Annotated in this window: 28 protein-coding genes; 14 read left to right on the top strand and 14 right to left on the bottom strand. The window is 73.0% G+C overall.

The window, feature by feature from the left end; all coding sequences use genetic code 11:
* Positions 1–90 precede the first annotated feature (90 nt).
* The 6 genes from ACFYZY_RS24035 to ACFYZY_RS24010 all read left to right on the top strand — a co-directional run bounded on the left by ACFYZY_RS24035 (position 91) and on the right by ACFYZY_RS24010 (position 6646).
* Positions 91–1806 (top strand): ABC transporter ATP-binding protein, encoded by a 1716-nt coding sequence (locus ACFYZY_RS24035; RefSeq protein WP_388697632.1) that lies wholly within the window; start codon positions 91–93, stop codon positions 1804–1806.
* Entirely contained in the window at positions 1803–2921 is a 1119-nt protein-coding gene (locus ACFYZY_RS24030) for an ABC transporter permease (RefSeq protein ID WP_388697629.1), read from the top strand. The genes ACFYZY_RS24035 and ACFYZY_RS24030 overlap by 4 nt, the downstream gene beginning before the upstream one ends.
* The gene (locus ACFYZY_RS24025; protein WP_388697626.1) at positions 2918–4180 is read left to right on the top strand and encodes an ABC transporter permease; all 1263 of its coding nucleotides are present in this window, start codon (positions 2918–2920) and stop codon (positions 4178–4180) included. The genes ACFYZY_RS24030 and ACFYZY_RS24025 overlap by 4 nt, the downstream gene beginning before the upstream one ends.
* Positions 4177–4596 (top strand): cytidine deaminase, encoded by a 420-nt coding sequence (locus ACFYZY_RS24020; protein ID WP_388697623.1) that lies wholly within the window; start codon positions 4177–4179, stop codon positions 4594–4596. The genes ACFYZY_RS24025 and ACFYZY_RS24020 overlap by 4 nt, the downstream gene beginning before the upstream one ends.
* A gap of 83 nt (positions 4597–4679) precedes the next feature.
* Positions 4680–5957, top strand: coding sequence for a thymidine phosphorylase (locus ACFYZY_RS24015; protein ID WP_388697620.1), 1278 nt, complete (start codon positions 4680–4682; stop codon positions 5955–5957).
* A gap of 107 nt (positions 5958–6064) precedes the next feature.
* Positions 6065–6646 (top strand): Uma2 family endonuclease, encoded by a 582-nt coding sequence (locus tag ACFYZY_RS24010; RefSeq protein WP_388697618.1) that lies wholly within the window; start codon positions 6065–6067, stop codon positions 6644–6646.
* Here ACFYZY_RS24010 and ACFYZY_RS24005 read toward each other — a convergent pair.
* The 3 genes from ACFYZY_RS24005 to ACFYZY_RS23995 all read right to left on the bottom strand — a co-directional run bounded on the left by ACFYZY_RS24005 (position 6612) and on the right by ACFYZY_RS23995 (position 7988).
* Entirely contained in the window at positions 6612–7292 is a 681-nt protein-coding gene (locus ACFYZY_RS24005; protein ID WP_388697616.1) for an HAD family hydrolase, read from the bottom strand. The two genes, ACFYZY_RS24010 and ACFYZY_RS24005, sit on opposite strands and share 35 nt — an antisense overlap.
* Positions 7293–7458: 166 nt before the next feature.
* Positions 7459–7746, bottom strand: a complete 288-nt coding sequence (locus ACFYZY_RS24000; RefSeq protein ID WP_388697613.1) for a hypothetical protein — start codon at positions 7744–7746, stop codon at positions 7459–7461.
* Positions 7743–7988 carry a hypothetical protein gene (locus ACFYZY_RS23995; RefSeq protein ID WP_388697610.1) on the bottom strand — a complete coding sequence of 82 codons (246 nt, stop codon included), beginning with the start codon at positions 7986–7988 and terminating at the stop codon, positions 7743–7745. The genes ACFYZY_RS24000 and ACFYZY_RS23995 overlap by 4 nt, the downstream gene beginning before the upstream one ends.
* 214 nt (positions 7989–8202) lie before the next feature.
* Between ACFYZY_RS23995 and ACFYZY_RS23990 the strand changes: the two genes are divergently transcribed.
* The 3 genes from ACFYZY_RS23990 to ACFYZY_RS23980 all read left to right on the top strand — a co-directional run bounded on the left by ACFYZY_RS23990 (position 8203) and on the right by ACFYZY_RS23980 (position 9744).
* Positions 8203–9045, top strand: coding sequence for a helix-turn-helix domain-containing protein (locus ACFYZY_RS23990; RefSeq protein WP_388697609.1), 843 nt, complete (start codon positions 8203–8205; stop codon positions 9043–9045).
* Positions 9027–9239, top strand: a complete 213-nt coding sequence (locus tag ACFYZY_RS23985; RefSeq protein ID WP_388697606.1) for a DUF397 domain-containing protein — start codon at positions 9027–9029, stop codon at positions 9237–9239. Before ACFYZY_RS23990 ends, ACFYZY_RS23985 begins: the two co-directional genes overlap by 19 nt.
* Before the next feature lie 199 nt (positions 9240–9438).
* Positions 9439–9744: an STAS domain-containing protein gene (locus ACFYZY_RS23980; protein WP_388697604.1), complete on the top strand. Its 306-nt coding sequence runs from the start codon at positions 9439–9441 to the stop codon at positions 9742–9744.
* On the opposite strand, the gene ACFYZY_RS23975 is transcribed toward ACFYZY_RS23980, so the two are convergent.
* Both ACFYZY_RS23975 and ACFYZY_RS23970 read right to left on the bottom strand, forming a co-directional pair.
* The gene (locus tag ACFYZY_RS23975) at positions 9733–10704 is read right to left on the bottom strand and encodes a sigma-70 family RNA polymerase sigma factor (RefSeq protein ID WP_388697602.1); all 972 of its coding nucleotides are present in this window, start codon (positions 10702–10704) and stop codon (positions 9733–9735) included. The two genes, ACFYZY_RS23980 and ACFYZY_RS23975, sit on opposite strands and share 12 nt — an antisense overlap.
* A gap of 107 nt (positions 10705–10811) precedes the next feature.
* On the bottom strand, positions 10812–11273 hold the full coding sequence (locus ACFYZY_RS23970) for a GNAT family N-acetyltransferase (protein ID WP_388697599.1): 462 nt from the start codon (positions 11271–11273) through the stop codon (positions 10812–10814).
* Between the two features lie 131 nt (positions 11274–11404).
* On the opposite strand from ACFYZY_RS23970, the gene ACFYZY_RS23965 reads away from it, so the two are divergent.
* Positions 11405–11728, top strand: a complete 324-nt coding sequence (locus ACFYZY_RS23965; protein WP_388697596.1) for a hypothetical protein — start codon at positions 11405–11407, stop codon at positions 11726–11728.
* A gap of 98 nt (positions 11729–11826) precedes the next feature.
* Here ACFYZY_RS23965 and ACFYZY_RS23960 read toward each other — a convergent pair whose 3' ends face one another.
* On the bottom strand, positions 11827–12534 hold the full coding sequence (locus tag ACFYZY_RS23960; RefSeq protein WP_388697593.1) for a L,D-transpeptidase: 708 nt from the start codon (positions 12532–12534) through the stop codon (positions 11827–11829).
* A gap of 92 nt (positions 12535–12626) precedes the next feature.
* Entirely contained in the window at positions 12627–13901 is a 1275-nt protein-coding gene (locus ACFYZY_RS23955) for an MFS transporter (RefSeq protein ID WP_388697590.1), read from the bottom strand.
* Positions 13902–13963: 62 nt separating this feature from the next.
* On the opposite strand from ACFYZY_RS23955, the gene ACFYZY_RS23950 reads away from it, so the two are divergent.
* Positions 13964–14935: a LysR family transcriptional regulator gene (locus tag ACFYZY_RS23950; protein ID WP_388697588.1), complete on the top strand. Its 972-nt coding sequence runs from the start codon at positions 13964–13966 to the stop codon at positions 14933–14935.
* Positions 14936–14949: 14 nt separating this feature from the next.
* On the opposite strand, the gene ACFYZY_RS23945 is transcribed toward ACFYZY_RS23950, so the two are convergent.
* Positions 14950–15723 (bottom strand): alpha/beta hydrolase, encoded by a 774-nt coding sequence (locus ACFYZY_RS23945; RefSeq protein ID WP_388697585.1) that lies wholly within the window; start codon positions 15721–15723, stop codon positions 14950–14952.
* 53 nt (positions 15724–15776) lie between these two features.
* A complete protein-coding gene (locus ACFYZY_RS23940) occupies positions 15777–16601 on the bottom strand; it encodes a GNAT family N-acetyltransferase (RefSeq protein WP_388697583.1) in 825 nt (274 codons plus the stop codon).
* Between the two features lie 134 nt (positions 16602–16735).
* On the opposite strand from ACFYZY_RS23940, the gene ACFYZY_RS23935 reads away from it, so the two are divergent.
* Together ACFYZY_RS23935 and ACFYZY_RS23930 are read left to right on the top strand one after the other, a co-directional pair.
* Positions 16736–17890 (top strand): adenosine deaminase, encoded by a 1155-nt coding sequence (locus tag ACFYZY_RS23935; RefSeq protein ID WP_388697581.1) that lies wholly within the window; start codon positions 16736–16738, stop codon positions 17888–17890.
* 188 nt (positions 17891–18078) lie between these two features.
* Entirely contained in the window at positions 18079–18456 is a 378-nt protein-coding gene (locus ACFYZY_RS23930; RefSeq protein ID WP_388697578.1) for a hypothetical protein, read from the top strand.
* Positions 18457–18566: 110 nt separating this feature from the next.
* Here ACFYZY_RS23930 and ACFYZY_RS23925 read toward each other — a convergent pair whose 3' ends face one another.
* The 5 genes from ACFYZY_RS23925 to afsQ1 form a co-directional block, all read right to left on the bottom strand.
* Positions 18567–18767: a PspC domain-containing protein gene (locus ACFYZY_RS23925; protein ID WP_388697577.1), complete on the bottom strand. Its 201-nt coding sequence runs from the start codon at positions 18765–18767 to the stop codon at positions 18567–18569.
* 89 nt (positions 18768–18856) lie between these two features.
* Positions 18857–19438: a VanZ family protein gene (locus ACFYZY_RS23920; protein WP_388697574.1), complete on the bottom strand. Its 582-nt coding sequence runs from the start codon at positions 19436–19438 to the stop codon at positions 18857–18859.
* 61 nt (positions 19439–19499) lie between these two features.
* Positions 19500–20153, bottom strand: a complete 654-nt coding sequence (locus tag ACFYZY_RS23915; protein ID WP_388697572.1) for a hypothetical protein — start codon at positions 20151–20153, stop codon at positions 19500–19502.
* The gene (locus ACFYZY_RS23910; protein WP_388697570.1) at positions 20150–21676 is read right to left on the bottom strand and encodes an ATP-binding protein; all 1527 of its coding nucleotides are present in this window, start codon (positions 21674–21676) and stop codon (positions 20150–20152) included. The genes ACFYZY_RS23915 and ACFYZY_RS23910 overlap by 4 nt, the downstream gene beginning before the upstream one ends.
* Complete coding sequence (gene afsQ1, locus ACFYZY_RS23905; RefSeq protein ID WP_017239746.1) at positions 21673–22350, bottom strand: two-component system response regulator AfsQ1; 678 nt, start codon at positions 22348–22350, stop codon at positions 21673–21675. Before afsQ1 ends, ACFYZY_RS23910 begins: the two co-directional genes overlap by 4 nt.
* Before the next feature lie 171 nt (positions 22351–22521).
* Between afsQ1 and ACFYZY_RS23900 the strand changes: the two genes are divergently transcribed.
* On the top strand, positions 22522–23268 hold the full coding sequence (locus ACFYZY_RS23900; RefSeq protein ID WP_388697567.1) for a SigE family RNA polymerase sigma factor: 747 nt from the start codon (positions 22522–22524) through the stop codon (positions 23266–23268).
* Positions 23269–23486 lie beyond the last annotated feature (218 nt).

Raw genomic sequence — 23486 nt, 5'->3', positions numbered from 1 at the left:
ACCGCAGGGCCCGGTCACGGTGGGACCTCCACCGGGGCCGGGCCCCGTTCCCGTACGGATTTTCATTCTCCGGCAGTGCTACGCGTGTAGATGTCTCCTCGGCACGATAGCTTCGCCCCGCCCTGCCCTCCCGCTCCCGCTCCTTCCGGCCAAGGAGAGTGCGTCATCAACGCGTCCAGCCCCCCCGCCGTAGAACTGCACGGCATCACCAAGCGATTCCCCGGCGTCGTCGCCAACAAGGACATCGCCATCACGGTCCGCAAGGGCACCGTGCACGCCCTCATCGGCGAGAACGGTGCCGGCAAGTCGACCCTCATGAAGATCCTCTACGGCATGCAGAAGCCGGACGAGGGCACCATCGCCGTCGACGGCGAGCAGGTCACCTTCTCCAGCCCCGGTGACGCCATCGCGCGCGGCATCGGCATGGTGCACCAGCACTTCATGCTCGCCGACAACCTCACCGTCCTGGAGAACGTCGTCCTCGGCGGCGAGAAGCTCCACGGCATCGGCGCCGGGGCCCGGAAGAAGATCCGGGAGATCTCCGACCAGTACGGCCTCGGGGTCCGCCCGGACGCCCTCGTCGAGGACCTCGGCGTCGCCGACCGGCAGCGCGTGGAGATCCTCAAGGTCCTCTACCGCGGCGCCCGCATCCTCATCCTCGACGAGCCGACCGCCGTGCTCGTCCCGCAGGAGGTCGACGCGCTCTTCGACAACCTGCGGGAGCTCAAGTCCGAGGGCCTGACCGTCATCTTCATCTCGCACAAGCTGGGCGAGGTCCTGAAGGTCGCCGATGACATCACCGTCATCCGCCGGGGCACCACGGTCGGCACCGCCGACCCGCGGACCGCCACCACCAAGCAGCTCGCCGAGCTGATGGTCGGCAGCGAGCTGCCCTCGCCGGAGACCCGCGAGTCGACCGTCACCGACGTGCCGATGCTCCGGGTGGAGGGCCTGACCCTGTCCGAGGCCGGCGCCACCGCCGCCGCGCCGCTCACCAGCGCCGCCCCGCCGGACCCCGCCGGTTCCGCCGCCGTGCACGAGGAGGCCGCCGGGGGCCGCAAGCTCCTCGACGACGTCTCCCTCACCATCCACAAGGGCGAGATCCTCGGCATCGCGGGCGTCGAGGGCAACGGGCAGACCGAGCTGATCGAGGCCCTGATGGGCATGTCCGTCCCCGACGCGGGTGTCATCACCCTCGACGGCGAGGACATCACCAAGGTCTCGGTGCGCAAGCGCCGCGAGGGCGGCATCGGCTACATCCCCGAGGACCGGCACCGCCACGGCCTGCTCCTGGAGTCCCCCCTCTGGGAGAACCGCATCCTCGGCCACGTCACCGAGGCCCCCAACTCCAAGCGCGGCGTCCTCGACCCCAAGGCCGCCCGCAAGGACACCGAGCGGATCGTCCGCGAGTACGACGTGCGCACCCCCGGCATCGACGTCACCGCGGCCTCCCTCTCCGGCGGCAACCAGCAGAAGCTGATCGTCGGCCGCGAGATGAGCCACCACCCCAAGTTCCTGATCGCCGCCCACCCCACCCGCGGCGTGGACGTCGGCGCGCAGGCGCAGATCTGGGACGCGATCCGGGACGCCCGCCGCGAGGGCCTGGCGGTGCTGCTGATCTCCGCCGACCTCGACGAGCTGATCGGCCTCTCCGACACCCTCAAGGTCATGTACCGCGGCAGGCTCGTCGCCGACGCGGACCCCGCCACCATCACGCCCGAGGAGCTGGGCTCCGCCATGACCGGCGCGGCCACCGGACGCCTCGAAGGCACTGAAGAGCACTCCGGAGACGGTGACGCCCGATGATGAAATTCGACAAGGACAAGCTGATCATCGGGGCCGCCGGCCCGGTGCTCGCGCTCGTCTCCGCGTTCGTGCTCACCGTCCTGGTGCTGCTCGCGACGGGCCTGGACCCGATCGAGCCGATCACGCTGATGATCGACAACGCCGCGTACTCCGACATCCAGGTGCTGATCGTCAACCAGGCCGGGATCTACTACCTGGCGGCCCTGGCCGTGGCCATCGGGTTCCGGATGAACCTGTTCAACATCGGCGTCGACGGCCAGTACCGGCTCGCCGCGATGGTGTCGGCCCTGGTCGGCGCCTCGATCGAGCTGCCCGGCCCGCTGCACATCCTGCTGATCGTGCTCGTCGCCATGCTCACCGGCGCCTTCTGGTCCGGCATCGCCGGCATCCTGAAGACCACCCGGGGCGTCTCCGAGGTCGTCTCGACGATCATGCTGAACGCCATCGCGACCTCCCTGGTCGCCTGGCTGATCCTGCCGAAGAACTTCGGCGTGCAGCCCGCGGGCTCCAACAACCTCACCACCGGCAGGATCGCGGAGTCCGGCTGGTTCCCCGGCATCGACATGGGCGAGGGCAACGGCGTCGTCTACGGCTTCACCTTCGTCGCCCTCGCCCTCGGCGTCGTCTACTGGTTCGTCCTCAACCGCACCCGGTTCGGCTTCGACCTGCGCGCCACCGGCGCCAGCGAGTCCGCCGCCCAGGCCAGCGGCGTCGACGCCAAGAAGATGGTCCTCACCTCGATGCTGCTCTCGGGCGCGCTGGCCGGCCTCTCCGGCATGCCGACGCTGCTCGGCGAGTCCCACACGTACAGCCTCGACTTCCCCACCGGTGTCGGCTTCACCGCCATCACCATCGCCCTGCTCGGCCGCAACCACCCGGTCGGCATCCTCTTCGCGGCCCTGCTCTTCGCGTTCCTCGACAAGGCGTCCTCGACGCTGGACACCGAGGGTTACCCGAAGGAGATCACCCAGATCATGCAGGGCATCATCGTGATCGCCGTGGTCGTCTCCTACGAGCTCGTCCGCCGTTACGGCCTCCGCCGCCAGCAGCAGAAGGTCGGCGAGGAACTCGCCGCCGGCGGCGCCCTCAAGACCGACAAGGAGGTCTCGGCATGAGCACCGCCACCGCCACCAAGCCGAGCGCCGCGCCCAAGGGCGGCGGGCGCCGCAAGCTCACCCTGCCGTGGATCCTGCTGATCGTCGCGGCCGGACTCGTCCTCTTCTCCCTGGTCCGGGTCGTCTCCGGGGCCGACGACCTCACCTCCGTGGGCCAGGTCTCCGGCGCGCTCCAGCTCGCCGTCCCGATCGGCCTCGCCGGTCTCGGCGGCCTGTGGGCCGAGCGCGCGGGCGTCGTCAACATCGGCCTCGAAGGCATGATGGTGCTCGGCACCTGGTTCGGTGCCTGGGCCGGCTACCAGTGGGGCCCCTGGACGGGCGTCCTGCTCGGGCTCGTCGGCGGCGCGCTGGGCGGTCTGCTCCACGCGGTCATCACCGTCACGTTCAACGTGAACCACATCGTCTCCGGTGTGGCGATCAACATCCTCGCGGTCGGTTTCACCCAGTACCTGTCGAACTTCACGTTCGCCGAGGCCGAGGGCGGCTCCTCCAAGCAGTCGCCGCGCGTCGAGGAGATCACCAAGATCACCGTCCCGGGGCTCTCCGACTGGCTCCAGGACCTCCAGGCCAAGCACTGGTTCCTGGTCTCCGACCTCGCCGGCATCCTCGGCGGCCTGGTCACCAACCTGTCGCTGCTCACCGTCGTCGCGATCCTGCTGATCCCGGCCACCTGGTGGGTGCTGTGGCGCACGGCCTTCGGCCTGCGGCTGCGCTCCTGCGGCGAGAACCCGGTCGCCGCCGAGTCCCTGGGCGTCAACGTCTACAAGTACAAGTACATCGCCGTCACCGTCTCCGGCGCCCTCGCCGGTCTCGGCGGCGCCTTCCTCGCGATCGTCGCCACCGGCATCTACCAGGAGGGCCAGACCGGCGGCCGCGGCTACATCGGTCTCGCCGCGATGATCTTCGGCAACTGGATGCCCGGCGGCATGGCGCTCGGCGCGGGCCTCTTCGGCTTCACCGACAGCCTCAAGCTGCGCGGCGGTGCCGAGAACGTCCACGCGCTGCTGCTCCTGGTCGCGGTCCTCCTGGTGATCGCCGCCCTCTGGCAGCTGTACAAGAAGAAGTACGTGGCCGCGGTGGTCGCCGCCGTCTTCTCCGCCGGGTTCTTCCTCTGGTACGGGCTGACCGACGAGGTCCCGAGCCAGTTCGTCGACGCCGCCCCGTACATCACCACCCTGCTCGTGCTCGCCCTGTCGGCGCAGCGCCTGCGGATGCCGAAGGCGGACGGCCTTCCGTACCGGAAGGGGCAGGGCAAGTGAGCGCGGACCCCTCCGGCACCGGTCTTCCCGAGTCCGGCTGGGAGGCCCTGCGGGTCGCGGCGCGCGAGGCGATGTCCCACGCGTACGCCCCCTACTCGGACTACCCGGTCGGCGCGGCGGCCCTCGTGGACGACGGGCGGACGGTCTCCGGCTGCAACGTGGAGAACGCCTCCTTCGGCATCGGCCTGTGCGCCGAGTGCGGGCTCGTCTCGCAGCTCCGGGCGACCGGCGGCGGCCGGCTGACCCACTTCGTCTGCGTGGACGGCCGGGGCGAGTCCCTGGTCCCGTGCGGCCGCTGCCGGCAGCTCCTGTACGAGTTCGGCGGACCCGAGCTGATCCTGGAGACCCCGGCCGGGTTCCTGACCCTGGCCGAGATGCTCCCGCAGGCGTTCGGCCCGGACCACCTCGGCACGTAGCACTTCGGAGCGGCCCTTCCGGCACGATGGGGAGGGCCGCTCCTCCTTTCCCCTTCTATGCGCGTAGAAAGAGGCACCACCCCATGGACGTCATCTCCGTCATCCGCACCAAGCGGGACAAGGGCGAGCTGAGCCCGGAACAGATCGACTGGGTCATCGACGCCTACACCCGCGGCGCGGTCGCCGACGAGCAGATGTCCGCCCTGGCCATGGCGATCCTGCTGAACGGCATGAACCGCGACGAGATCGCCCGCTGGACCGCGGCCATGATCGCCTCCGGCGAGCGCATGGACTTCTCCTCGCTCTCCCGCCCCACCGCCGACAAGCACTCCACCGGCGGCGTCGGCGACAAGATCACCCTCCCGCTCGCCCCGCTCGTCGCCGCCTGCGGCGCGGCCGTGCCGCAGCTCTCCGGCCGGGGCCTCGGCCACACCGGCGGCACCCTCGACAAGCTGGAGTCGATCCCCGGCTGGCGCGCGCTGCTCTCCAACGAGGAGATGCTGCACGTCCTCGACACCACCGGCGCGGTCATCTGCGCGGCGGGCGACGGCCTCGCCCCGGCGGACAAGAAGCTGTACGCGCTCCGCGACGTCACCGGCACGGTCGAGGCGATCCCGCTGATCGCCTCCTCGATCATGTCCAAGAAGATCGCCGAGGGCACCGGCTCGCTCGTCCTGGACGTCAAGGTCGGCACCGGCGCCTTCATGAAGACCATCGAGGACGCCCGCGAGCTGGCCTCCACCATGGTGCGGCTCGGCACCGACAGCGGTGTGAAGACGGTCGCGCTCCTCACCGACATGTCCACCCCGCTCGGCCTGACCGCCGGCAACGCCCTGGAGATCCGCGAGTCGGTCGAGGTCCTCGCGGGCGGCGGCCCGGCGGACGTCGTCGAGCTGACGCTCGCGCTCGCCCGCGAGATGCTCGACGCGGCCGGGATCAAGGACGCCGACCCGGCGAAGGCCCTCGCGGACGGCTCCGCGATGGACGTCTGGCGCCGGATGATCGCGGCCCAGGGCGGCGACCCGGACGCGGCCCTCCCGGTCGCCCGCGAGCAGCACGTCGTGACGGCCCCGTCGTCCGGCGTCCTGACCCGCCTCGACGCGTACGACATCGGCGTCGCCGCCTGGCGCCTGGGCGCGGGCCGCGCCCGCAAGGAGGACCCGGTGCAGGCGGGCGCGGGCGTCGAGCTGCACGCCAAGCCGGGCGACACGGTCACGGCGGGCCAGCCCCTGCTGACCCTGCACACGGACACCCCGGAGAAGTTCGACTACGCCCTGGGCTCCCTGGAGGGCGCCTGGGACATCGCCCCGGCGGGCACGGGCTTCACGGCCTCCCCGATCGTCCTGGACCGCATCGCGTAACGGCCTCGGCACGTGCCGATGGCCCTTTCGGGCGAACGGGACCGGTGGACCCCCACCGGTCCCGTTCGGCATGCTGGGATCGGTGACGACCGACCGAGGAGCACACCATGAGCGCACTCGCTGCCGAGCCCGGGCAGGGCTGGGACGACGTCGTCCGCATCTGGCACGAGATGGACGGGCCCGAGGGCTGCAAGGTGGAGATCATCGAGGGGATCATCACCGTGGCACCGTCACCCGCCAACCAGCACAACAGCATCGCGGAAGAGATCCAGCGCGGGCTGTACCGGGTGATCCCGGACGACCTGGGCGTCTATCAGACGCAGGCCGTCGCGATCCCCGCACGGGCGGGCATGTACATCCCCGACCTGTTGATCGCGCCCAAGGCGGCACTGCGGGAGTCCGACGGCCACTCCATCCCGGCCGCGGAGGCGGAACTCGTCGTGGAGATCACCTCGAAGTCGAACGCGAACCACGACCGGATCGCGAAGGCGGCCGGCTACGCGGCAGCCGGCGTGCCGCTCTACCTCCTGGTCGACCGCTGGGCGCCGGGCGGGCCGACGGTCACGCTCTACGGGCAGCCCGCGTCCGACGTCTACCGCGTCCTCCGTGCCGTCCCCTTCGGTGAGAAGATCCACCTCCCCGCCCCCTTCGACCTCACCCTCGACACGGGCGAGTTCCCTGCCGGCTGACCCCCAGCAGCCCCGGCAGCGCCCGCATGTCCTCGAAGACCACCGTCCCCGGCCCCGCCAGCCGGTCCACGCGGGTCAGGCCGCCGCAGTAGCCGAAGGCGCGCATGCCGGCCGCGCGGGCCGCCTCCACTCCGTACGGGCTGTCCTCCACGACGGCGCACCGTTCCGGCCGGACCCCCATGACGGCGGCGGCGTGCAGGAAGAGGTCCGGGGCGGGCTTGCCCCGGGCGACGTCGCGGGCGCTGAAGATCCGGCCCTCGAAGCGCTCCAGGAGCCCGGTGCGGCCGAGGTTGCGCCGAATGGCGGAGTGGCTGCCGTTGGAGGCCAGGCAGTACGGGACGGACAACGTGTCCAGCACGTCGGCGACGCCCTCGACGGCGGTCAGCTCCGCGTCCAGGGCGTCCTCGTACCGCTGCCGGAAGGGCTCGTGCCAGCCGGGCTCCAGGGGGCGACCGATCCGCTCCTCCAGGATCGCCGTCAGCACCTCGTGGGAGGAGCCCACGAACTGCTCCACGATCTCCGCCTCGGTGAACTCCGCCCCGAGACCGGAGAACACCTCCCGGTCCACTCGGCAGTAGATCCGCTCGCTGTCCACCAGGACGCCGTCACAGTCGAAGATCACCACTTCGACAGGGTCGAGATTCATGATCGACAGCGTACGCAGGGGCCCTCCGGTGCTTCTCCGCCCCTCCTTGCCCGGTCTCACCGGCCGGTCGGACACCGGGCGGCTCCTCGCCGTGCCTCCGATCGCCTCTGCGCGCGGCTCACCGCCGCACCGCCCGCCGCCGATCGCTCTCCGGACGGCACGTGGGTCACGGGGAGGGCCCGGGCCCGGACTCCGTCGGGTTCGGCCCGTACGGCGGTCCGTTACCGCTGTTCCGCCGGCTGCGCGCGTTGGCCTCGGCGACGAGGGCGCTCAGCAGCTCCGCACCGGTGAGGGGGTGCAGGTCGGTCGGCGCGACCTCCCACGCGAGGCCGCCGCAGAGGGGGCGGAGCCGGAGGTGCGCGCCCCCGGCCCCCGTGACGCGGCCCACGACGTTGCGGGTGGTGTCGAGGACGACCGCGCCGACCCGGGGGAGGCCGTCGCCTTCGTCCGTCACCGCGTGAGCCCGTTCGTGATCACGGCGGCGAGCGCGTGGGCGACGGGCGCGGAGCAGACGCCGAGGTGGACGAGGGCGTAGCGGGCGTCCTCCTCGCGCTCGTCCGGCCACGGGGTGCGGACGTCCAGGGCGGGGAGCTGGACGCCGGCCCGGGAGAGGGCGGCGGCGAGGGCGTCCCGCGCGTCCAGGGCTTCCTGGATCTTGGGCGTGATGGTGACCGGCTCGTGCGGGGCGGATGTCATGGGGCTCACTCCTCGTGGGTCGGTTCGTCCGTTTCCCGGACCCGGTGACATGCGGTGGATTACGCTGCGTAGTCCGGATGTGACGAGGATGTGCCCGGTCGCGGGCGGCCCGGGTGTGGACGGGGGAGTGCTTCCCCGCCGTACGGCGCCGGTTCCACACCTTCCACAACCCGTCGTACGGTCCGCCCGCGCGAGCGACTCGGAGAGGAGCGCCATGCCGCAGCGACGAGTGGTCAGCGGCCGCAGCCAGGAGCCGCGCCAGCGGTTCGCCGAGGAGCTGCGGATGCTCCGGACCGGTCGCAGGCTGAGCCTGCGGCAGCTCGGGGAACGGGTGGGCTGGGACTGGTCCCTGTTCGGGAAGATGGAGAAGGGCGAGACGCTGGGCAGTCCGGACGTCGTCCGGGCCCTGGACACGTTCTACGGGACGCCGGAGCTGCTGCTCGCCCTGTGGGAACTGGCGGCCGGGGACAAGTCCCAGTTCAAGGAACGGTACCGGCGGTACATGACGCTGGAGGCCGAGGCGGTGAGCCTGTGGCACTTCGCGGTGAGCGTGCTGCCGGGGTTGTTGCAGACGCCGGAGTACGCGCGGGAACTGCTGGCGGCGGGCGGATACAAAGGAAAGGAGTTGGACCAGCAGGTCGAAGCCCGGATGGACCGGAAGGCGCTGCTGGAGGGGGAGGACGCACCGCCGTTCAGAACGATCCTGGCAGAGGCGGTTCTCCGGACACCGCTGCGAGACGCGGGAGAGTGGCGCACACAGCTCGAACACCTGCTGGAGGTGGCGGAGCGCCCGGACGTGACGTTGCAGATCCTCCCTCTGCGCACCGGTGTGCACGGTCTGAACAGCACCGCCGTGATGTTCCTGCGACTGCACAGCGGGCGTACCGTTGCGTACACGGAGAACGCCCACCACGGCGAGCTGATCGAGGAGAGCACTTCGGTCGAGCCCTTGCAGCGTGCGTACGATGCGATGCGTGACCTGGCGCTTTCTCCGGCCGAGTCGCAGAAGTTCGTTCTGGCCTTGTTGGAGGAAGTACCGTGCGACGCATCGACCTGAGTGCTGCTTCTTGGCGCAAGAGTTCCTACAGCAACTCCGACGGTGGCGAATGCGTCGAGGTCTCCGACGACTTCGCCCCCCTCGTCGTCCCCGTACGCGACAGCAAGACTCCGCGCGGCCCGGTCCTCGTGTTCCCGGCGGGTGGCTGGTCCTCCTTCGTCACGGCGGTCAAGGACGGCCGGCTGAACCGCTGAGCGCGTGACGACGGCCCCGCGGACCTTCCGGTCCGCGGGGCCGTCGGCGTACCCGGGCCTGCTTCCCGGACGTACGCCCCGCAGGGCACCCCGCGCGGGCCGCCGTCCGTCGGGCCGTGCCGCCCCGCTCCACCCGCCGGTCGCCCCCGACCGGAGGCGTCTCCGATGAGTTTCCGTCCCCGGGCCGGTCACATCGGGCGTGGACACCAGCCAGCCGGGCGCCGGCGAACCGGACACCGGCCGCCCCCTCGTCGTGACCCTGACCGCCCGGCCCGGACGGGAGGAGGTCGCCCGCCTCTGCGCGCGGCTCGCCGCCGCCCCGCCCGCCGGGGTGGTCTGCGAGGCCGGCGCGCTCGTACGGGCCGACCTCGCCGCCGTCGACGCCCTCGCCCGGCTCGGGCTCGCGGCGGCCCGGCACGGCCACCGCATCCGCTTTCGCGGAGTGGGGCCCGACCTGCGGGTCCTGCTCCGGCTCGCCGGGCTGGAGGAGACGTTAGGCCTCTAGCCGTTCCGGCAGCCCGAAGAGCGGGAACCAGCGCGGGGTGTCCAGGAAGAAGTCCATCCCGGCCACCTTGCCGTCCCGCAGCTCCAGGACGATCAGCGCCCAGGGGCTGTAACCGCCCTCCGGGTCCGGGTGGTAGTGCGCGAAGGCCGGGGAGCCGTTGGCCACCGTCGGGACCAGCTTCGAACCGCGGCACACGTCGCCGACGCCCAGCATCCAGCCCACGATGTCGTCGTGGCCCCGGAGCCACAGGTCGTACGGCGGCATGGTCATCGTCGCGTCCTCGTGGAGGAGCGCGGTCAGCGCCTTCATGTCGTAGCCCTCGAAGGCGGCCACGTACCGCTCCAGGAGCGCCTTCTGCTCCTCGTCCAGCGGGTCCGCCGCGTCCGAGGCGGCCGGCGCCCGCTCGGCCAGGGTCGCGCGGGCCCGCTGGAGCGCGCTGTTGACCGAGGCGACGGAGGTGTCGAGCAGCTCCGCGACCTCGCTCGCCCGCCAGGCCAGCACCTCGCGCAGGATGAGGACCGCCCGCTGTTTGGGCGGCAGGTGCTGGAGCGCGGCCACGAACGCGAGCCGCACGGTCTCCCGGGCGACGGCCGCCTCCGCCGGGTCCGCCACCGAGGGCAGTACCCGCCCGTCCGGCACCGGCTCCAGCCAGGTGATCTCGGGCTGCTTCACGAGCTGCGCCCGCGCCACCGGCGTCGGGCCGGTCAGGTCCATCGGCCGCGCCCGCCGGTTGCCCGCGTTCAGCGCGTCCAGGCAGACGTTGGTGGCGATCCGGTACAGCCAGGACCGCAGCGAGGAGCGGCCCTCGAAGGAGTCGACGGCCTTCCATGCGCGGACCATGGTGTCCTGCACCGCGTCCTCCGCCTCGAAGGACGAGCCGAGCATCCGGTAGCAGTAACCGGTCAGTTCACGGCGGTACTTGTCGAGTTCCTCGGTCGTCACGACCGCGGCGTCGTTCATCGGGTCACACCCCACTCACCCCTCACCGGCACCCGTCCGGTGCCGGTGAGAGGGAAGTTACCGGGTCCGGCGCTCCGGCCGCACGGGTTCACCGGACAGGCCCTGGTTCAGCCCTGGACGGTGACGACCATCCGCGGCAGCACTCTGCCGGTGAGGGAGCCCGACGGGACGTCCCCTGTGCGGACGGCGCCCATCGCCCGGTAGAAGGGCTCGGCATTCGGGTCCGCGTCGATCATGAGCCGGGTGAACCCCAGGTCCCGCCCGGCGGCGACGGTGTGCTCGAACAGCAGGCGGCCGATCCCCCGGCCGATGGCCCGCGGATCGACGAACATCATGCCCAGGACACCGGTGGGCGGCTCTCCCTCAAGGGTCGTGAAGCCCAGGACGCGACCCTCCCGTTCGGCCACCACGGCCCGCCGACGCGTGACCTCGTTCGCGGCGACGGTGAGCTCCTCCCGACACGCTTCCAGGAACTCGGCGCCATATCCCCAATGCGCCTTGGACCGCAGCGCCAAGTCGGTGAGCACCCCGGCTTCCGTCGCCCGTGCGGGCCTGATCAACACGTCCATCTACGCCCCCCGATCAGGTGTGGGTCTTTCGGTCTTCGCACCCCGCGGTCGTGCGGAGTCCGCTCCGGCCGCACGGGTTCACCGGGGTGATCCGGTCGGAACGGGCCCGGGATCCCGGGTAGCCTCGCCCCGTGACGGATCAGGAGCAGTACGTCCGGTACCGGGAGGACTCCAGGGTGCTGGCGGCCATCGGGAAACATGTCGACGCCCAGGTCGGCCGCGTCACGGTGCGCCTGCCCAGGGCCGTGGCCGAGGCCGCGGTGGCCGCCTGGGAGCGTGACGAGTCGGGCGACGTCGGCGAGGAGACCCATGAGCAGTACGAGCTGCGGAGCCGGGCCGGTGACCTGGCGCTGATCGGCCTGGAGATCTCGGAGCGCGGGCGCCCGGAGGGCGAGGAGGTCGTCGTCGACCTGCACGTCCACTCCGCGGGGGCGGCCTGGCTGGCGGCGCAGTAGTCGGGCCGCGGCGGCCACCGGCCCGCCGCCCCGGCGGTGCCGGCCCGGGGCGGGTACGCGTACCCGCCCCGGGCCGGTGGAGCGGGAACCGGCCGGGATCAGGTTCCCGGCTTGCGTCCGTAGACGAAGACGTCGTCGCCGTTCCGCAGCAGGTTCCAGTACGCCTTCGCGTCGGCCGGCCGCATGTTCACGCAGCCGCCCGAACCCGGCGGGTTCCACATGGACTTGGTGGTCGAGTGGAACGCCTGGCCGCCGTCGAAGAACTGCGAGTACGGCATGGAGACGTGGTAGATCGTGGACCAGTGGTTGATGTTCCGCCAGTAGATCTTCTTCAGGCCGGTACGGGTCTCGGTCCCGTCCTTGCCCGTGCGCACCGGCACCGGACCGTACTTCAGCTTGGCGCCGTCCTGGATCCACGTGAGCTGCCGCGTCAGGTCCACGCAGGCGATCCGGCCCTTGTTGGTCGGGCACTTGCGGTCCTTGTTGGGGTTCTTCCCGGCCGCCCTCTGCTGCAGCATCGTGTTCATGGTGCGCCAGGTGACCGTCCCCGCGTACCCGGCGGCCGGCGTGATGCCGTGCGTCCTCTGGAAGGACTGGATGGCCTTGCAGTCGGCGGCCGACTGGCGTCCGTCGGCCGTCCGGCCCAGGAACTTCTCCACCTGCTTCTGGTACGGCCCGGTCGTCACGTTGCAGGACGCGGCCTCCGCCGTCCCCGCGCCGAGCGCCACCGTCAGCGGCACCACGAGCGCCGTCAGGCCGGCCGTGACGGCGGCTCTGCGGCCCGTCCGCCGTATGTATTCCCTCATGATCGTCAACACCCCCTGGAGTTCTGCACCTCAAGACGCACGGAGGAGTCTGCCGGTTGCGGCCCGCCCGCCGGAAGACCGCGCCGGTTGCGTCAGGCCGTCGCCGGACCGAGCCGCCGCGCCTCCACGCGCGCGCTGTGCGTGCCGTACAGGGTGATCGAGACGACGCCGAGGACCGCGACCAGGCCCAGCAGGACCGTGCCCGCCCAGCCGCCCGCGTGGAAGGCGACCGCGCCGAGCGTGCCGCCCGCGCTGGAGCCCAGGTAGTACGCGGACTGGTAGAGCGCCGACGCCTGCGCCCGGCCCGTCCGCGCCGTGCGGCTCACCGAGGAGGAGGCGACCGCGTGGCCCGCGAAGAAGCCGGCCGTGATCAGGACCAGGCCCGCCAGGACCGCCGGCAGCGCGTCGGAGAGCGACAGGAGCAGACCGGCGGCGGTGGTGGAGACCGCCAGGTAGAGCGCGCCGCGCCGGCCGAGTCGCCCGACGAGCCGTCCGGCCGCCGCGGAGGAGACCGTGCCCACCAGGTAGACCAGGAAGATCGAGCCGATGACGCCCTGCGGCAGCGAGAACGGGGCCTCCGCCAGGCGGTAGCCGATCACCGTGTAGACCGCGCCGAACACCGTCATGAACAGGGCGCCGATCGCGTACAGCCGCGCCAGGAGCGGGTTCGCGAGGTGGGTGCGCACGGTCCGGGCGAGCGTCTTCGGGCTCAGGGTGCCGGGGGTGAAGTGCCGGGCCTTCGGCAGCAGCGCCCGGAAGGCCAGCGCGCACACCAGGGAGACCAGGCCGACGGCGGCCAGTCCGGCCCGCCAGCCCCACAGCTGGGCCACCCAGCCGGTCAGCAGCCGGCCGCTCATCCCGCCGATCGAGTTGCCCGCCACGAAGAGGCCGATCGCGCCGGCCAGGGCGCGGGGCCGCACCTCCTCGGCGAGGTAGGCCATCGCGGAGGCCGGGAGTCCGGCGAGCGCCGCGCCCTGGAGGGCGCGCAGCGCGATCAGCGACTCCAGGTTCGGGGCGAGCGGCACGAGGAGCGCGAGGGCGACCGCGGCCGTCAGGGAGGCGGTCATCATCGCGCGGCGGCCGAAGCGCTCCGAGAGGGCGCTGAGCGGCAGGACGCAGAGGGCGAGGGCGCCGGTGGCGGCGGAGACCGTCCAGGAGGCGGCGGAGGCCGTGGCGCCGAACGCGGCGGAGACGGCCGGGAGGAGCGCCTGCGTGGAGTAGAGGAGCGTGAAGGTGGCGAGGCCCGCGGCGAAGAGCGCGAGGCTCGTCCGGCGGTAGGCGGGCGTGCCCGGGGCGAGGCGGGTGTCGGGGGTGGGGAGGCCGGCGGTCGCGGTGGCGGCGACCGCCCTGGTACTGGCGGAAGGCATGCCACGAACGTAGGCCGACGGGTTTCATGCGTCCAATGCACGGAACTGCTGTAATCGTTCCCATGGAGCATGAGCACAGGTCACGCCCCCGCCTGTCACCGAACAGTAACGAAGAAGACATGGGGTCGGTGCTGGCGCCCCGGCTCGCGTACTTCGCCGCCGTCGCCCGCCACGAGCACGTGACCCGGGCGGCGGCCGAGACGGGCGTCCCGCAGTCCACGCTCTCCCGGGCGATCGTCCGGCTCGAACAGGACCTCGGCGTCACCCTCTTCGCCCGCCGGGGCCGCACGGTCGCCCTCACCCCGGCGGGCCGCCGCTTCCTCACCGCCGCCGAACGGGCCCTCGCGGAGGTGGAGCGGGCCGCCGACACCGTACGGGCCGACGCGGACCCCGCCTCCGGACGGGTCGCCTTCGGCTTCCTGCACACCATGGGCTCCGAGACCGTCCCCGGGCTGATCCGCGCCTTCCGCGTCGACCACCCCCGGGTCCGCTTCACCCTGGTCCAGAACTACGGCGAGGCCATGATCGAACGGCTCCGGGCCGGGGACCTCGACCTCTGCCTGACCTCGCCGGTGCCCGACGCCCCCGACCTGGTGGCCCGGCGCCTCGACGAGCAGCGGCTGCGGCTCGTCGTGCCGGACGAGCACCGGCTCGCCGGACGCCGGCGGGTGCGGCTCGCGGAGGCCGCCGACGAGACCTTCGTGACCCTGGAGCCGGGCTACGGGCTGCGCCGCATCACCGACGACCTGTGCGCGGAGGCCGGGTTCAGGCCCCGGGTGGCCTTCGAGGGCGAGGAGGCCGAGACCCTGCGCGGCCTGGTGGCCGCCGGCCTCGGCGTCGCGCTGCTGCCCCCGCCGGCCGTCCCCCGCCCCGGCGTCGTCGAGCTGACCGTCACCGCCCCGCGCGCGGTCCGCGAGATCGGCGTCGCCTGGCTCGACGGCCACCCGGACACCGCCCCGGTGGCCGCCTTCAAGAAGTTCCTGCTCGGCCGGCGCGGCCACCTGCTGCCGAAGGAGCCCCCGCGCTCCCCGTGAGCGGGACGCCCGGCTCACCGCCGTCGCGCGCTCCCGAACCCCACCGCCAGCGGCATCCGCAGACCCAGCGGCGGGGGCGCCGCCATCGCGTCGGTCAGCGGCCGGGCGACCGGCCGGGCGAAGAGGGAGCCGAGGACGAAGTCCGCCGCGAGGGCCCGCACCTCGGCCGCGTACTGGCGCAGCGCGTGGCCGTCCGAGTGCACCTCGAAGCGGCAGGTGTCCCGGTTCGCCTTCTTCGCCCGCTCGGCGAACCGGAACGACAGCTCCGGGTCCGTCCGCGCGTCGTTCGTGCCGTGCACCAGGAGCACCCGGCGCCCCACCAACTGCCGCACCGGCTCCGGTTCCGCCGCCACGTCGTCCTCCGGCAGCCACGGCGCCAGCGCCAGGACCGCGCCGACCGCCTCCTGTCCGGCCGCCCGCAGCGCGGCCCGGCCGCCGAGCCCGTGCCCGGCGAGGCAGACGGGGACGTCGCCGTAGCGCCGTACCGCCTCCGTGACCGCCCAGGAGGCGTCCGCCGCGAGGTCCGCGTCCGTACCGTTCCAGCCCCGCGCCCGGTAGCGCACCACGTGCGCGGCCAGCCCCTCGGACCGGCCCGCGCGCTCCAGGGCGCGCCCGAGCGGGAGCATCGCCGCGTGGGCCCGCAGGGAGGCCCGCCGCCCCGACATCGGCTCGCCGTCCGGCAGGAGCAGCACCACGCCGCCCACCGCCGACGTGCGGGAACCTCCAACGGGCCGTCCGAGCCGGGGTCTCCGTGCGTCGGGCGGTCCCACGAGTGCGAAGTGCGCCATGACAGAACAGTCTCAGAATCGGAGGTGTACGCCAGTGGTACGCGCGATCTCTGTTACGTATCGTCCCGGGAGGCGAACGCCCGTGCCGTTCCGTCCCGTTCGAAACAGGAGACGGCACCGATCGTCTCGAACCCCCTCCGGGCGTACCAGCGGTGCGGCCAGTCGTCCGGGTCCGCGGTCAGGAAGCGGGTGGCGCAGCCCGCCCCGGCGGCCAGGTGCAGCGCCGTGTCCAGGACGGCCCCGGCGTGCCCCCGCCCGAGGTGGTCCCCGTCCGTGACCAGGTCCTCGATCTGGGCCACCCCGCCCGCCGGGTCCAGGTACAGGTCGGCCCACCCGGCCACCGCGCCGTCCGCGTCGCGGGAGGCGAGGAACCGGACGTCCTCCGCGCCCCGCCGCCGGGCCGTCCGCCGCTCCACCAGATCGCGGACGTGCGCCGCCGAGGCGTGCGGCGCGATGCGGCGCCAGGACGCGGTGACCGGTCCGCGGAGCGCGTCCAGGTCCGTCTCCCGGGCCCCGCCGTGCGCCGGGACCGGCCCCTTGTGCCGCATGAGCAGCGTGACCGAGTGCCGGTACCCCGCCCGGGCCATCGGCTCCCGGCAGGCGGCGGCGACCTCCTCGCGCAGGACGTACGCGTGGCGGTACGGGAGGTGGCCCATCAGCGCCTCGATCCGGGCGGGCAGCGCCTCGGGACCTGTCTCCCCGTCGACCAGCACGTGGTTGTTGCCCCGGGACAGCGCGTACGCGTCGTCGAACACGGCGAAGCCGCCGGGGAAGCCGACGGTGCGGGCCGCCTGGCGGCGGTGGAAGGCGGACAGGAAACCGTGGACGCGGCGCAGCTCGGCGCGGTGGGCCCCGGAGGCCGGTGTCGGGGTGGTCATGGTCGCAGGCTAGGGCGTACCGCGGCGGCGTCGGCGCGGGGGCCGGGGCGCGGGCCGGGGGCCGCGGCGGGGAAACCGTCGTGGGCCGGGCGCCGCGAGGCGCTCTCTACGCGCGTAGGGGCTAGAGTGCCGCAATGACGAGCCAGAACCCCAACGTCCCCACCGCGGACCAGATCCGCCGTGCCCCGAAGGTGCTGCTCCACGACCACCTCGACGGCGGACTGCGCCCCGGCACGATCATCGAACTCGCCCGGGAGCAGGGCTACGAGCAGCTTCCGGAGACGGAACCGGACAAGCTCGGCGCCTGGTTCCGGGAAGCCGCCGACTCCGGCTCCCTGGAGCGGTACCTGGAGACCTTCGCGCACACCTGCGCCGTCATGCAGACCCGGGAGGCCCTCTTCCGCGTCGCCGCCGAGTGCGCCGTCGACCTCGCCGAGGACGGCGTGGTCTACGCGGAGGTGCGGTACGCCCCCGAGCAGCACCTGGAGGGCGGCCTCACCCTCGAAGAGGTCGTGGAGGCCGTCAACGACGGGTTCCGCGAGGGCGAGCGGCGGGCCAGGGCCGACGGGCACCGCATCCGGGTCGGCGCCCTGCTCACCGCCATGCGGCACGCCGCCCGCTCCCTGGAGATCGCCGAACTCGCCAACGCCCACCGGGACTCCGGCGTCGTCGGCTTCGACATCGCGGGCGCCGAGGCCGGCTACCCGCCCACCCGCCACCTCGACGCCTTCGAGTACCTCAAGCGGGAGAACAACCACTTCACGATCCACGCCGGGGAGGCGTTCGGGCTCCCCTCCATCTGGCAGGCGCTCCAGTGGTGCGGGGCCGACCGCCTCGGCCACGGCGTCCGGATCATCGACGACATCGAGGTCGCCGACGACGGCTCGGTGCGCCTCGGCCGCCTCGCCGCCTACGTCCGCGACAAGCGCGTCCCCCTGGAGATGTGCCCCTCCTCCAACCTCCAGACCGGTGCCGCCGCCTCGATCGCGGAGCACCCCATCGGCCTGCTCCGCACCCTGCACTTCCGCGCCACGGTCAACACCGACAACCGCCTCATGAGCGGGACCAGCATGAGCCGCGAATTCGAGCTGCTGACCGAGGCGTTCGATTACACGCTCGACGACATGCAATGGTTTTCCGTCAATGCGATGAAGTCGGCGTTCATTCCTTTCGATGAAAGACTCGCCATGATCAACGAGGTCATCAAGCCCGGCTACGCCGAGCTGAAGTCCGAATGGCTGTTCCAGGGCTCCGCTCCGACCAGCGGTTCTTCCCGTACGGGAGGCTGAACGGGGCTCCGTGGAGGGGGCGGGAGCGGCCGGGTCGGCACGACACCCGGCCGCTTTCCGGTGTTTGCGGGGGTGTCGCGCGGTGGTTAGGTTGCTAAGCCGCTCTGCATTCCCGATTCCCCGGATTTCCCCTCCCGGCTTTTCCGGCCCGCCCGGAAGCCCCCGGATTCCCCAAGGAAGTTTTACAGATGAAGCAGTCCGCCAAGAAGCTCGGTGTCGTCGCCCTCGGTGCCGCTTTCGCCGCTGCCGCCGCCGGCACGGCCTCCGCCGCCCCGGTCGCGCCCGCCGTTCCCGACGCGCTCGGCCTGGTCACCCAGTCCGTTCCGCTGGGAGACGGCCTCACCGAGCTCCCCGACGGTGCCGCCGAGTCCCTCGGTGCCGGGCAGGGCGCCCTCGGCCAGGGTCTGGACCAGGGTGTGAAGACCCTCCCGGCCGCCGCCGGCCAGGCCACCGGGAACCTCCCGCTCGACACCGCCGCCGGCGGCCTCGGCGCCACCCCCCTCGGGGGGCTCCTCGGCGGCCTCCCGCTCGCCGGTCTCCCGCTGAACGGCCTGCCCCTCGGCTGACCCGGCCCGTAGGGGCCGGTACGAGCCCGTACGGGACCCCTGCGGCACGGAAGAGGGGCGCGCACCCGGGTTCCACCCCGGGTGCGCGCCCCTTCGCGCGTGCGCGCCGCCTACCAGGCGGTGCTCGGCGTCTTCTCCCCCGGCAGCAGCACCCACAGCGCCAGGTACAGCAGGAACTGCGGGCCCGGCAGCAGGCACGAGACCAGGAAGATCACGCGCATCGTTGTCGCGGAGGTGCCGAAGCGCCGTGCCAGCGCCGCGCACACACCGCCGATCACGCGTCCGTCACGGGGGCGGATCAGTGCGGCCATGGTGGGCTCCTTCGAAGTCGGTCCGGGAACCGCTCCTGCGGCTCCCGACCCCTCCATACTGCCGCCGGAAAAGGGGACGAAGCGTCCGTCTACCGGGCGATCGGGACCCTGGTAATCGTCGGGGTCGCACCCTGAGAACCCTCGTCCCGGAGCAGGGCGGAACCCCGGCCCCGCACGGTCCCTCCGGAGGAGCCCGTACGGCCCGCCTCCGCCCTGCGGCGCAGCCGGGACCGTCCGGCCGGGACCAGCAGGAGGTGCGCGAGCGCCACCCCGGCCGTGTTCAGGAGCACCGAGTCCACGTCCACGACCTGGCCCGGCACCGCCGTCTGCAACAGCTCCACCGCGAGCGACACCAGCGCCCCGGCGGCGGTCGTCCGCGCCAGCGAGGCCCAGCCGGAGACGCGGAGCCGTCCGTCGGCCATCGGGAGCAGCACCCCGAGCGGGGCGAGGAGCACCAGGCCCTCCCCGATCAGCCGGGCCGCCTCGGCACCGCCGAGCGCGAGATCGGCCCGCAGACCGTCCAGCGGGACCGTGTTCGGCGGGGTCACCCAGGCCACGTCGCGCGGCCGCAGGGCGACCCAGGCGACGAGGAGCAGATGCGCGAGGAGGAGGACGGACCCCACCACGCGGACGACCACGGCGGCACTGCCGCCCGAACCTTGACGCTGCACGCACCCCAAGACGTGTCCGCGAGCGGAATCGGTTCCGCCGGACGGCGCCCCGGCTCCCGGCTCAGCCCGTCCCGGGCGCCGTCCCCGTGGCCGCGGTGGGCTCCGTGGCCGCCGGGGCCGGGACCGGAGCCGTCGGCGGGGCGGACTCGGGGCGCTCGCGCAGCCCCGTCGTACAGCGGTAGCGCTTCGGGGCGTACGGGCCCGGACCGCCGAGCAGGACCGTGTGGCCGCCCGCGCCCGCCGAACTCTCCCCGAAGGAGCAGACGAGCTGCGACAGCGCGGTCGGCGCCAGGTCCTCGGGCTGCCGGCTCAGCCGCAGCGTGCCCGCCGGGTCGCCCCGCCGTCCGCCGCCCACCGTCAGCGGGCCGCGCACCGCGGTCGTGAAGCCGGCCCGCCGCTCGTCCTCCGAGGGCTCCGCGAGCGACTGCGCCAGCAGCTCGCGGGCCGTCCGCACCGGATCGGCGTCCGTCTTCTCCTCGGGCAGCGACGACCGGCGCTCCACCGCCTCCAGCTGCGAGCCGCACACCAGGAACACCCGGACCGGCACGCCCCGCGCCGGGACGTCCGCGGCCGGACTGCACGGCACCCGGGACGGGGCCGGGCCCGCGTCCACCGGGACCGACGTCGTCCTGATCCCGCAGCCGGCGGCGAGCACGGCGAGCACGGCCGCCAGGACCCCCGCACCGGCCGTACGCCCCAAGGCACGGCGCCTCACGCTTCCTCCTCGCCCTGACCACTGCGGGTCCGTACCTCGCGGGTGATCCCCGAGGCGTCCAGCGGCAGCCGCAGCTCGAACACCGCGCCGTCGACCGTCCCGTCCTCCCCGGCCGAGTTCGAGGCCGTGATCGAGCCGCCGTGGATCAGCGCGTTCTCCATGGCGATCGACAGGCCGAGCCCGCTGCCGTCGGACCGGGGCCGGGACGCGCTCGCCTTGTAGAAGCGGTCGAAGACGTGCGGCAGCACCTCCTCGGGGATGCCGGGACCGTGGTCGCGCACCGCGATGACCAGCTCCTCGTCCTCCGTGCGCACCGAGACCCGCACCGGCGAACCGCCGTGCTTCAGCGCGTTCCCGATCAGGTTCGCCAGGATCACGTCGAGCCGGCGCGGATCGAGCGGCACCACGATCCCGCGCTCGGCGTCCAGGTCCACCGCGTCCAGCCACGCCCGCGCGTCGATGCACGCGGTGATCTGGTCCGCGATGTCCACGTCGTCCAGGACGAGCCGGGCGGTGCCCGCGTCGAAGCGGGTCACCTCCATCAGGTTCTCCACCAGGTCGTTGAGGCGCCGGGTCTCGCTGACGACCAGCGCCACCGCCGGGGCGATCATCGGGTCCAGGGAGTCCTGCTCGTCCTCCAGGACCTCCGTGACGGCCGTCAGCGCGGTCAGCGGGGTGCGCAGCTCGTGCGACATGTCGGCCACGAAGCGCCGGCTGGACTCCTCCCGCGCGCTCATGTCCGCGACCTTCTTCTGGAGGGACTCGGCCGCGCTGTTGAACGTACGCGACAGGTCGGCCAGCTCGTCCGTCCCCGAGACCTGCAGCCGGGTGTCCAGCTTGCCCTCCCCGAGCTGCCGGGCCGCCACGCCGAGCCGGTGCACCGGCCGCAGCACGGTCGTCGCCGCGACCTGCGCGAGCAGCACCGAACCGACCACCGCGAGCGCGGTGGCGATCCCCAGCGACCAGGCCAGCGAGTTCAGGTCGGCCTTCTCCGCCGCCAGCGACTTGAACACGTAGCCGGTGGGCCCGCCGCCGTCGATCCGGGCCCCACCGACGAGGTACGGCGTCCCGTCCCGCTCCGTGCGCTGCCAGAACAGGTGGTACGGGTACCGGTTGGCGTCCGTCACCGGCCGCCGGGTGTCCACGGCCTCCCGCAGCGGACGCGGCACGTCGGCCAGGGTGAAGTCGTCCGGGTCCGAGGCGCCCACGATCGGCTTGCCCTCGTCCCGCTCGCCGAGCAGCAGCACCTGGTAGCCGGCGCTGCCGCCCGCCATCTGCTCCGCGGCCCGCCGCAGTTCGTCCGGCGAGGGCCGCAGGGGCATCGCCGCCACCCGGTTCTGCATCTCCTGCCGGAAGTCGTTGAGCGCCCCGTCCTGGGTGCGGGTGAGCACCGCCTCGCGGTTGAGCCAGTACGCGATCCCGGAGGCGGCGACGGCCGCGGTGAGCGCGACGAGGGCGAAGACGACGACGAGCCGCAGCCGCAGGCTGGAGAGGCGCAGCCGCGCGAGCACCCCCCTGCTCACGCAGGGACGTCCAGCCGGTAGCCGACACCGCGCACGGTACGGATCAGGGTCGGCGAGGACGGCACGTCCTCCACCTTGGCGCGCAGCCGCTGCACACAGGCGTCGACGAGCCGCGAGTCGCCCAGGTAGTCGTGCTCCCACACGAGCCGCAGCAACTGCTGCCGGGAGAGCGCCTGTCCGGGCCGGCGGCTCAGCTCCAGGAGCAGCCGCAGCTCGGTCGGGGTGAGCTGGAGGTCCTCGCCGTTCTTGGTGACCGTCATCGCGGACCGGTCGATGACGAGCGAGCCGTACGTCGCGGAGTCCGTCGACTCCCGCTCGCCGCGCCGCAGCACGGCCCGGATGCGGGCGTCCAGGACCCGGCCCTGCACGGGCTTCACCACGTAGTCGTCGGCCCCCGACTCCAGGCCCACGACCACGTCGATGTCGTCGCTGCGCGCGGTCAGCAGGATGATCGGCAGCTGGTCGGTCCTGCGGATGCGCCGGCACACCTCGAAGCCGTCGATGCCGGGCAGCATGACGTCGAGCACGACCAGGTCCGGCCGCTGCTCGCGCAGCAGCTGGAGGCCGTCCTCGCCCGTGGCGGCGGTGGCCACCCGGTGTCCCTGCCGGGACAGGGACAGTTCGAGGGCCGTGCGGATGGCGTCGTCGTCCTCGATCAGCAACAGAAAAGGCACGGGCAGCATTCTGTCTCATTCGGCCGTCCGAGTTCGACCGGCCGGAGGCGCGCCCCCGCCGCGGGGGCCTGTGACACGGCTGTGACAGTCGGCGGACAGCGCCATGAAGTCCCGGCGGCAAGCTTCTTGGCACACGGACCGAAACACACTCCAGCCGACGGGGGGCGCGAGATGAACGCACTGCACAGCACCACCTCCAGCGCAGTTGTCACGCGTCTCCACGACGTCGTACGGAGTACGGAGAAGTCCGGCGCGAACACCGGGGGCACCTCCCCGCTCGGGGGAGGACGGGGGTGCGTCCGCGGCGTCGGACGTCAGCGCAAGGCGCCGTACATGGTGGCCGTCGCTGACGGGGGAGCGGTGTACGGGGAGGCCGCGGGGGAGCGCTCCGGGTGCGCGGAGGCCGAGTTCACGGCCTACGTCCAGGAGCGCCGGGCCTCCCTGTACGCCACCGCCTACCACCTCACCGGTGACCGTTTCGAGGCCGAGGACCTGCTCCAGAGCGCGCTGTTCTCCACGTACCGCGCCTGGGACCGGATCAGTGACAAGGCCGCGGTCGGCGGGTACCTCCGCCGCACCATGACCAATCTGCACATCAGCGCCTGGCGCCGGCGCAAGCTCAGCGAGTACCCCACCGAGGAGCTGCCGGAGACGGCCGGCGAGACGGACGCGATGCGGGGCACGGAGCTGCGCGCGGTCCTGTGGCAGGCACTGGTCCGGCTGCCGGAGCTCCAGCGCACGATGCTGGTGCTGCGGTACTACGAGGGCCGGACCGATCCGGAGATCGCGGAGATCCTGGACATCAGTGTCGGCACGGTGAAGTCGAGCATCTGGCGCTCGCTGCGGCGACTGCGCGAGGACGAGGTGCTGAGCTTCGGCCGTGACGAGGAGGAGTCCTTCGGCGAGCTGGTGGCCTGAAGGCGGGGGGAAACGGGGGAAGGACCCGCGGGGGCCCACGGGGGAAACGGGGCTCACGGGGGAGCAGGGGGGGACCGTACGGGGGTACGGGGGAAAGGGAGCGGGGGGGGGGGGGGGGGGGGGGCCGGGCCCCCCCCGGGCGCGGGGGCGGGGGGGGGGGCCCCCCGGGGGGGGGGGCCGGGGGGGGGGGGGGGGCCCCCCCCCCCCGGGCCCCCCCC

Origin of the sequence: Streptomyces sp. NPDC001744 (assembly GCF_042892575.1) — a bacterium.
Classification (GTDB): Bacteria; Actinomycetota; Actinomycetes; order Streptomycetales; family Streptomycetaceae; genus Streptomyces.
This window is presented reverse-complemented; position numbering and strand designations above follow the sequence as displayed.

Bases quoted from the DNA above. Each gene is read 5' to 3' on its own strand.
- ACFYZY_RS24015 (WP_388697620.1), top strand. From the start codon at position 4,680: ATGGACGTCATCTCCGTCATCCGCACCAAGCGGGACAAGGGCGAGCTG.
- ACFYZY_RS23960 (WP_388697593.1), bottom strand. From the start codon at position 12,534: ATGAGGGAATACATACGGCGGACGGGCCGCAGAGCCGCCGTCACGGCC.
- ACFYZY_RS23930 (WP_388697578.1), top strand. From the start codon at position 18,079: ATGAAGCAGTCCGCCAAGAAGCTCGGTGTCGTCGCCCTCGGTGCCGCT.
- ACFYZY_RS23970 (WP_388697599.1), bottom strand. From the start codon at position 11,273: ATGGACGTGTTGATCAGGCCCGCACGGGCGACGGAAGCCGGGGTGCTC.
- ACFYZY_RS23945 (WP_388697585.1), bottom strand. From the start codon at position 15,723: ATGGCGCACTTCGCACTCGTGGGACCGCCCGACGCACGGAGACCCCGG.
- ACFYZY_RS23940 (WP_388697583.1), bottom strand. From the start codon at position 16,601: ATGACCACCCCGACACCGGCCTCCGGGGCCCACCGCGCCGAGCTGCGC.
- ACFYZY_RS24005 (WP_388697616.1), bottom strand. From the start codon at position 7,292: ATGAATCTCGACCCTGTCGAAGTGGTGATCTTCGACTGTGACGGCGTC.
- ACFYZY_RS23995 (WP_388697610.1), bottom strand. From the start codon at position 7,988: ATGACATCCGCCCCGCACGAGCCGGTCACCATCACGCCCAAGATCCAG.
- ACFYZY_RS24035 (WP_388697632.1), top strand. From the start codon at position 91: ATGTCTCCTCGGCACGATAGCTTCGCCCCGCCCTGCCCTCCCGCTCCC.
- ACFYZY_RS24025 (WP_388697626.1), top strand. From the start codon at position 2,918: ATGAGCACCGCCACCGCCACCAAGCCGAGCGCCGCGCCCAAGGGCGGC.
- ACFYZY_RS24010 (WP_388697618.1), top strand. From the start codon at position 6,065: ATGAGCGCACTCGCTGCCGAGCCCGGGCAGGGCTGGGACGACGTCGTC.
- ACFYZY_RS23935 (WP_388697581.1), top strand. From the start codon at position 16,736: ATGACGAGCCAGAACCCCAACGTCCCCACCGCGGACCAGATCCGCCGT.
- ACFYZY_RS23975 (WP_388697602.1), bottom strand. From the start codon at position 10,704: ATGAACGACGCCGCGGTCGTGACGACCGAGGAACTCGACAAGTACCGC.
- ACFYZY_RS24030 (WP_388697629.1), top strand. From the start codon at position 1,803: ATGATGAAATTCGACAAGGACAAGCTGATCATCGGGGCCGCCGGCCCG.
- ACFYZY_RS23950 (WP_388697588.1), top strand. From the start codon at position 13,964: ATGGAGCATGAGCACAGGTCACGCCCCCGCCTGTCACCGAACAGTAAC.
- ACFYZY_RS23925 (WP_388697577.1), bottom strand. From the start codon at position 18,767: ATGGCCGCACTGATCCGCCCCCGTGACGGACGCGTGATCGGCGGTGTG.
- ACFYZY_RS23955 (WP_388697590.1), bottom strand. From the start codon at position 13,901: ATGCCTTCCGCCAGTACCAGGGCGGTCGCCGCCACCGCGACCGCCGGC.
- ACFYZY_RS23900 (WP_388697567.1), top strand. From the start codon at position 22,522: ATGAACGCACTGCACAGCACCACCTCCAGCGCAGTTGTCACGCGTCTC.
- ACFYZY_RS23990 (WP_388697609.1), top strand. From the start codon at position 8,203: ATGCCGCAGCGACGAGTGGTCAGCGGCCGCAGCCAGGAGCCGCGCCAG.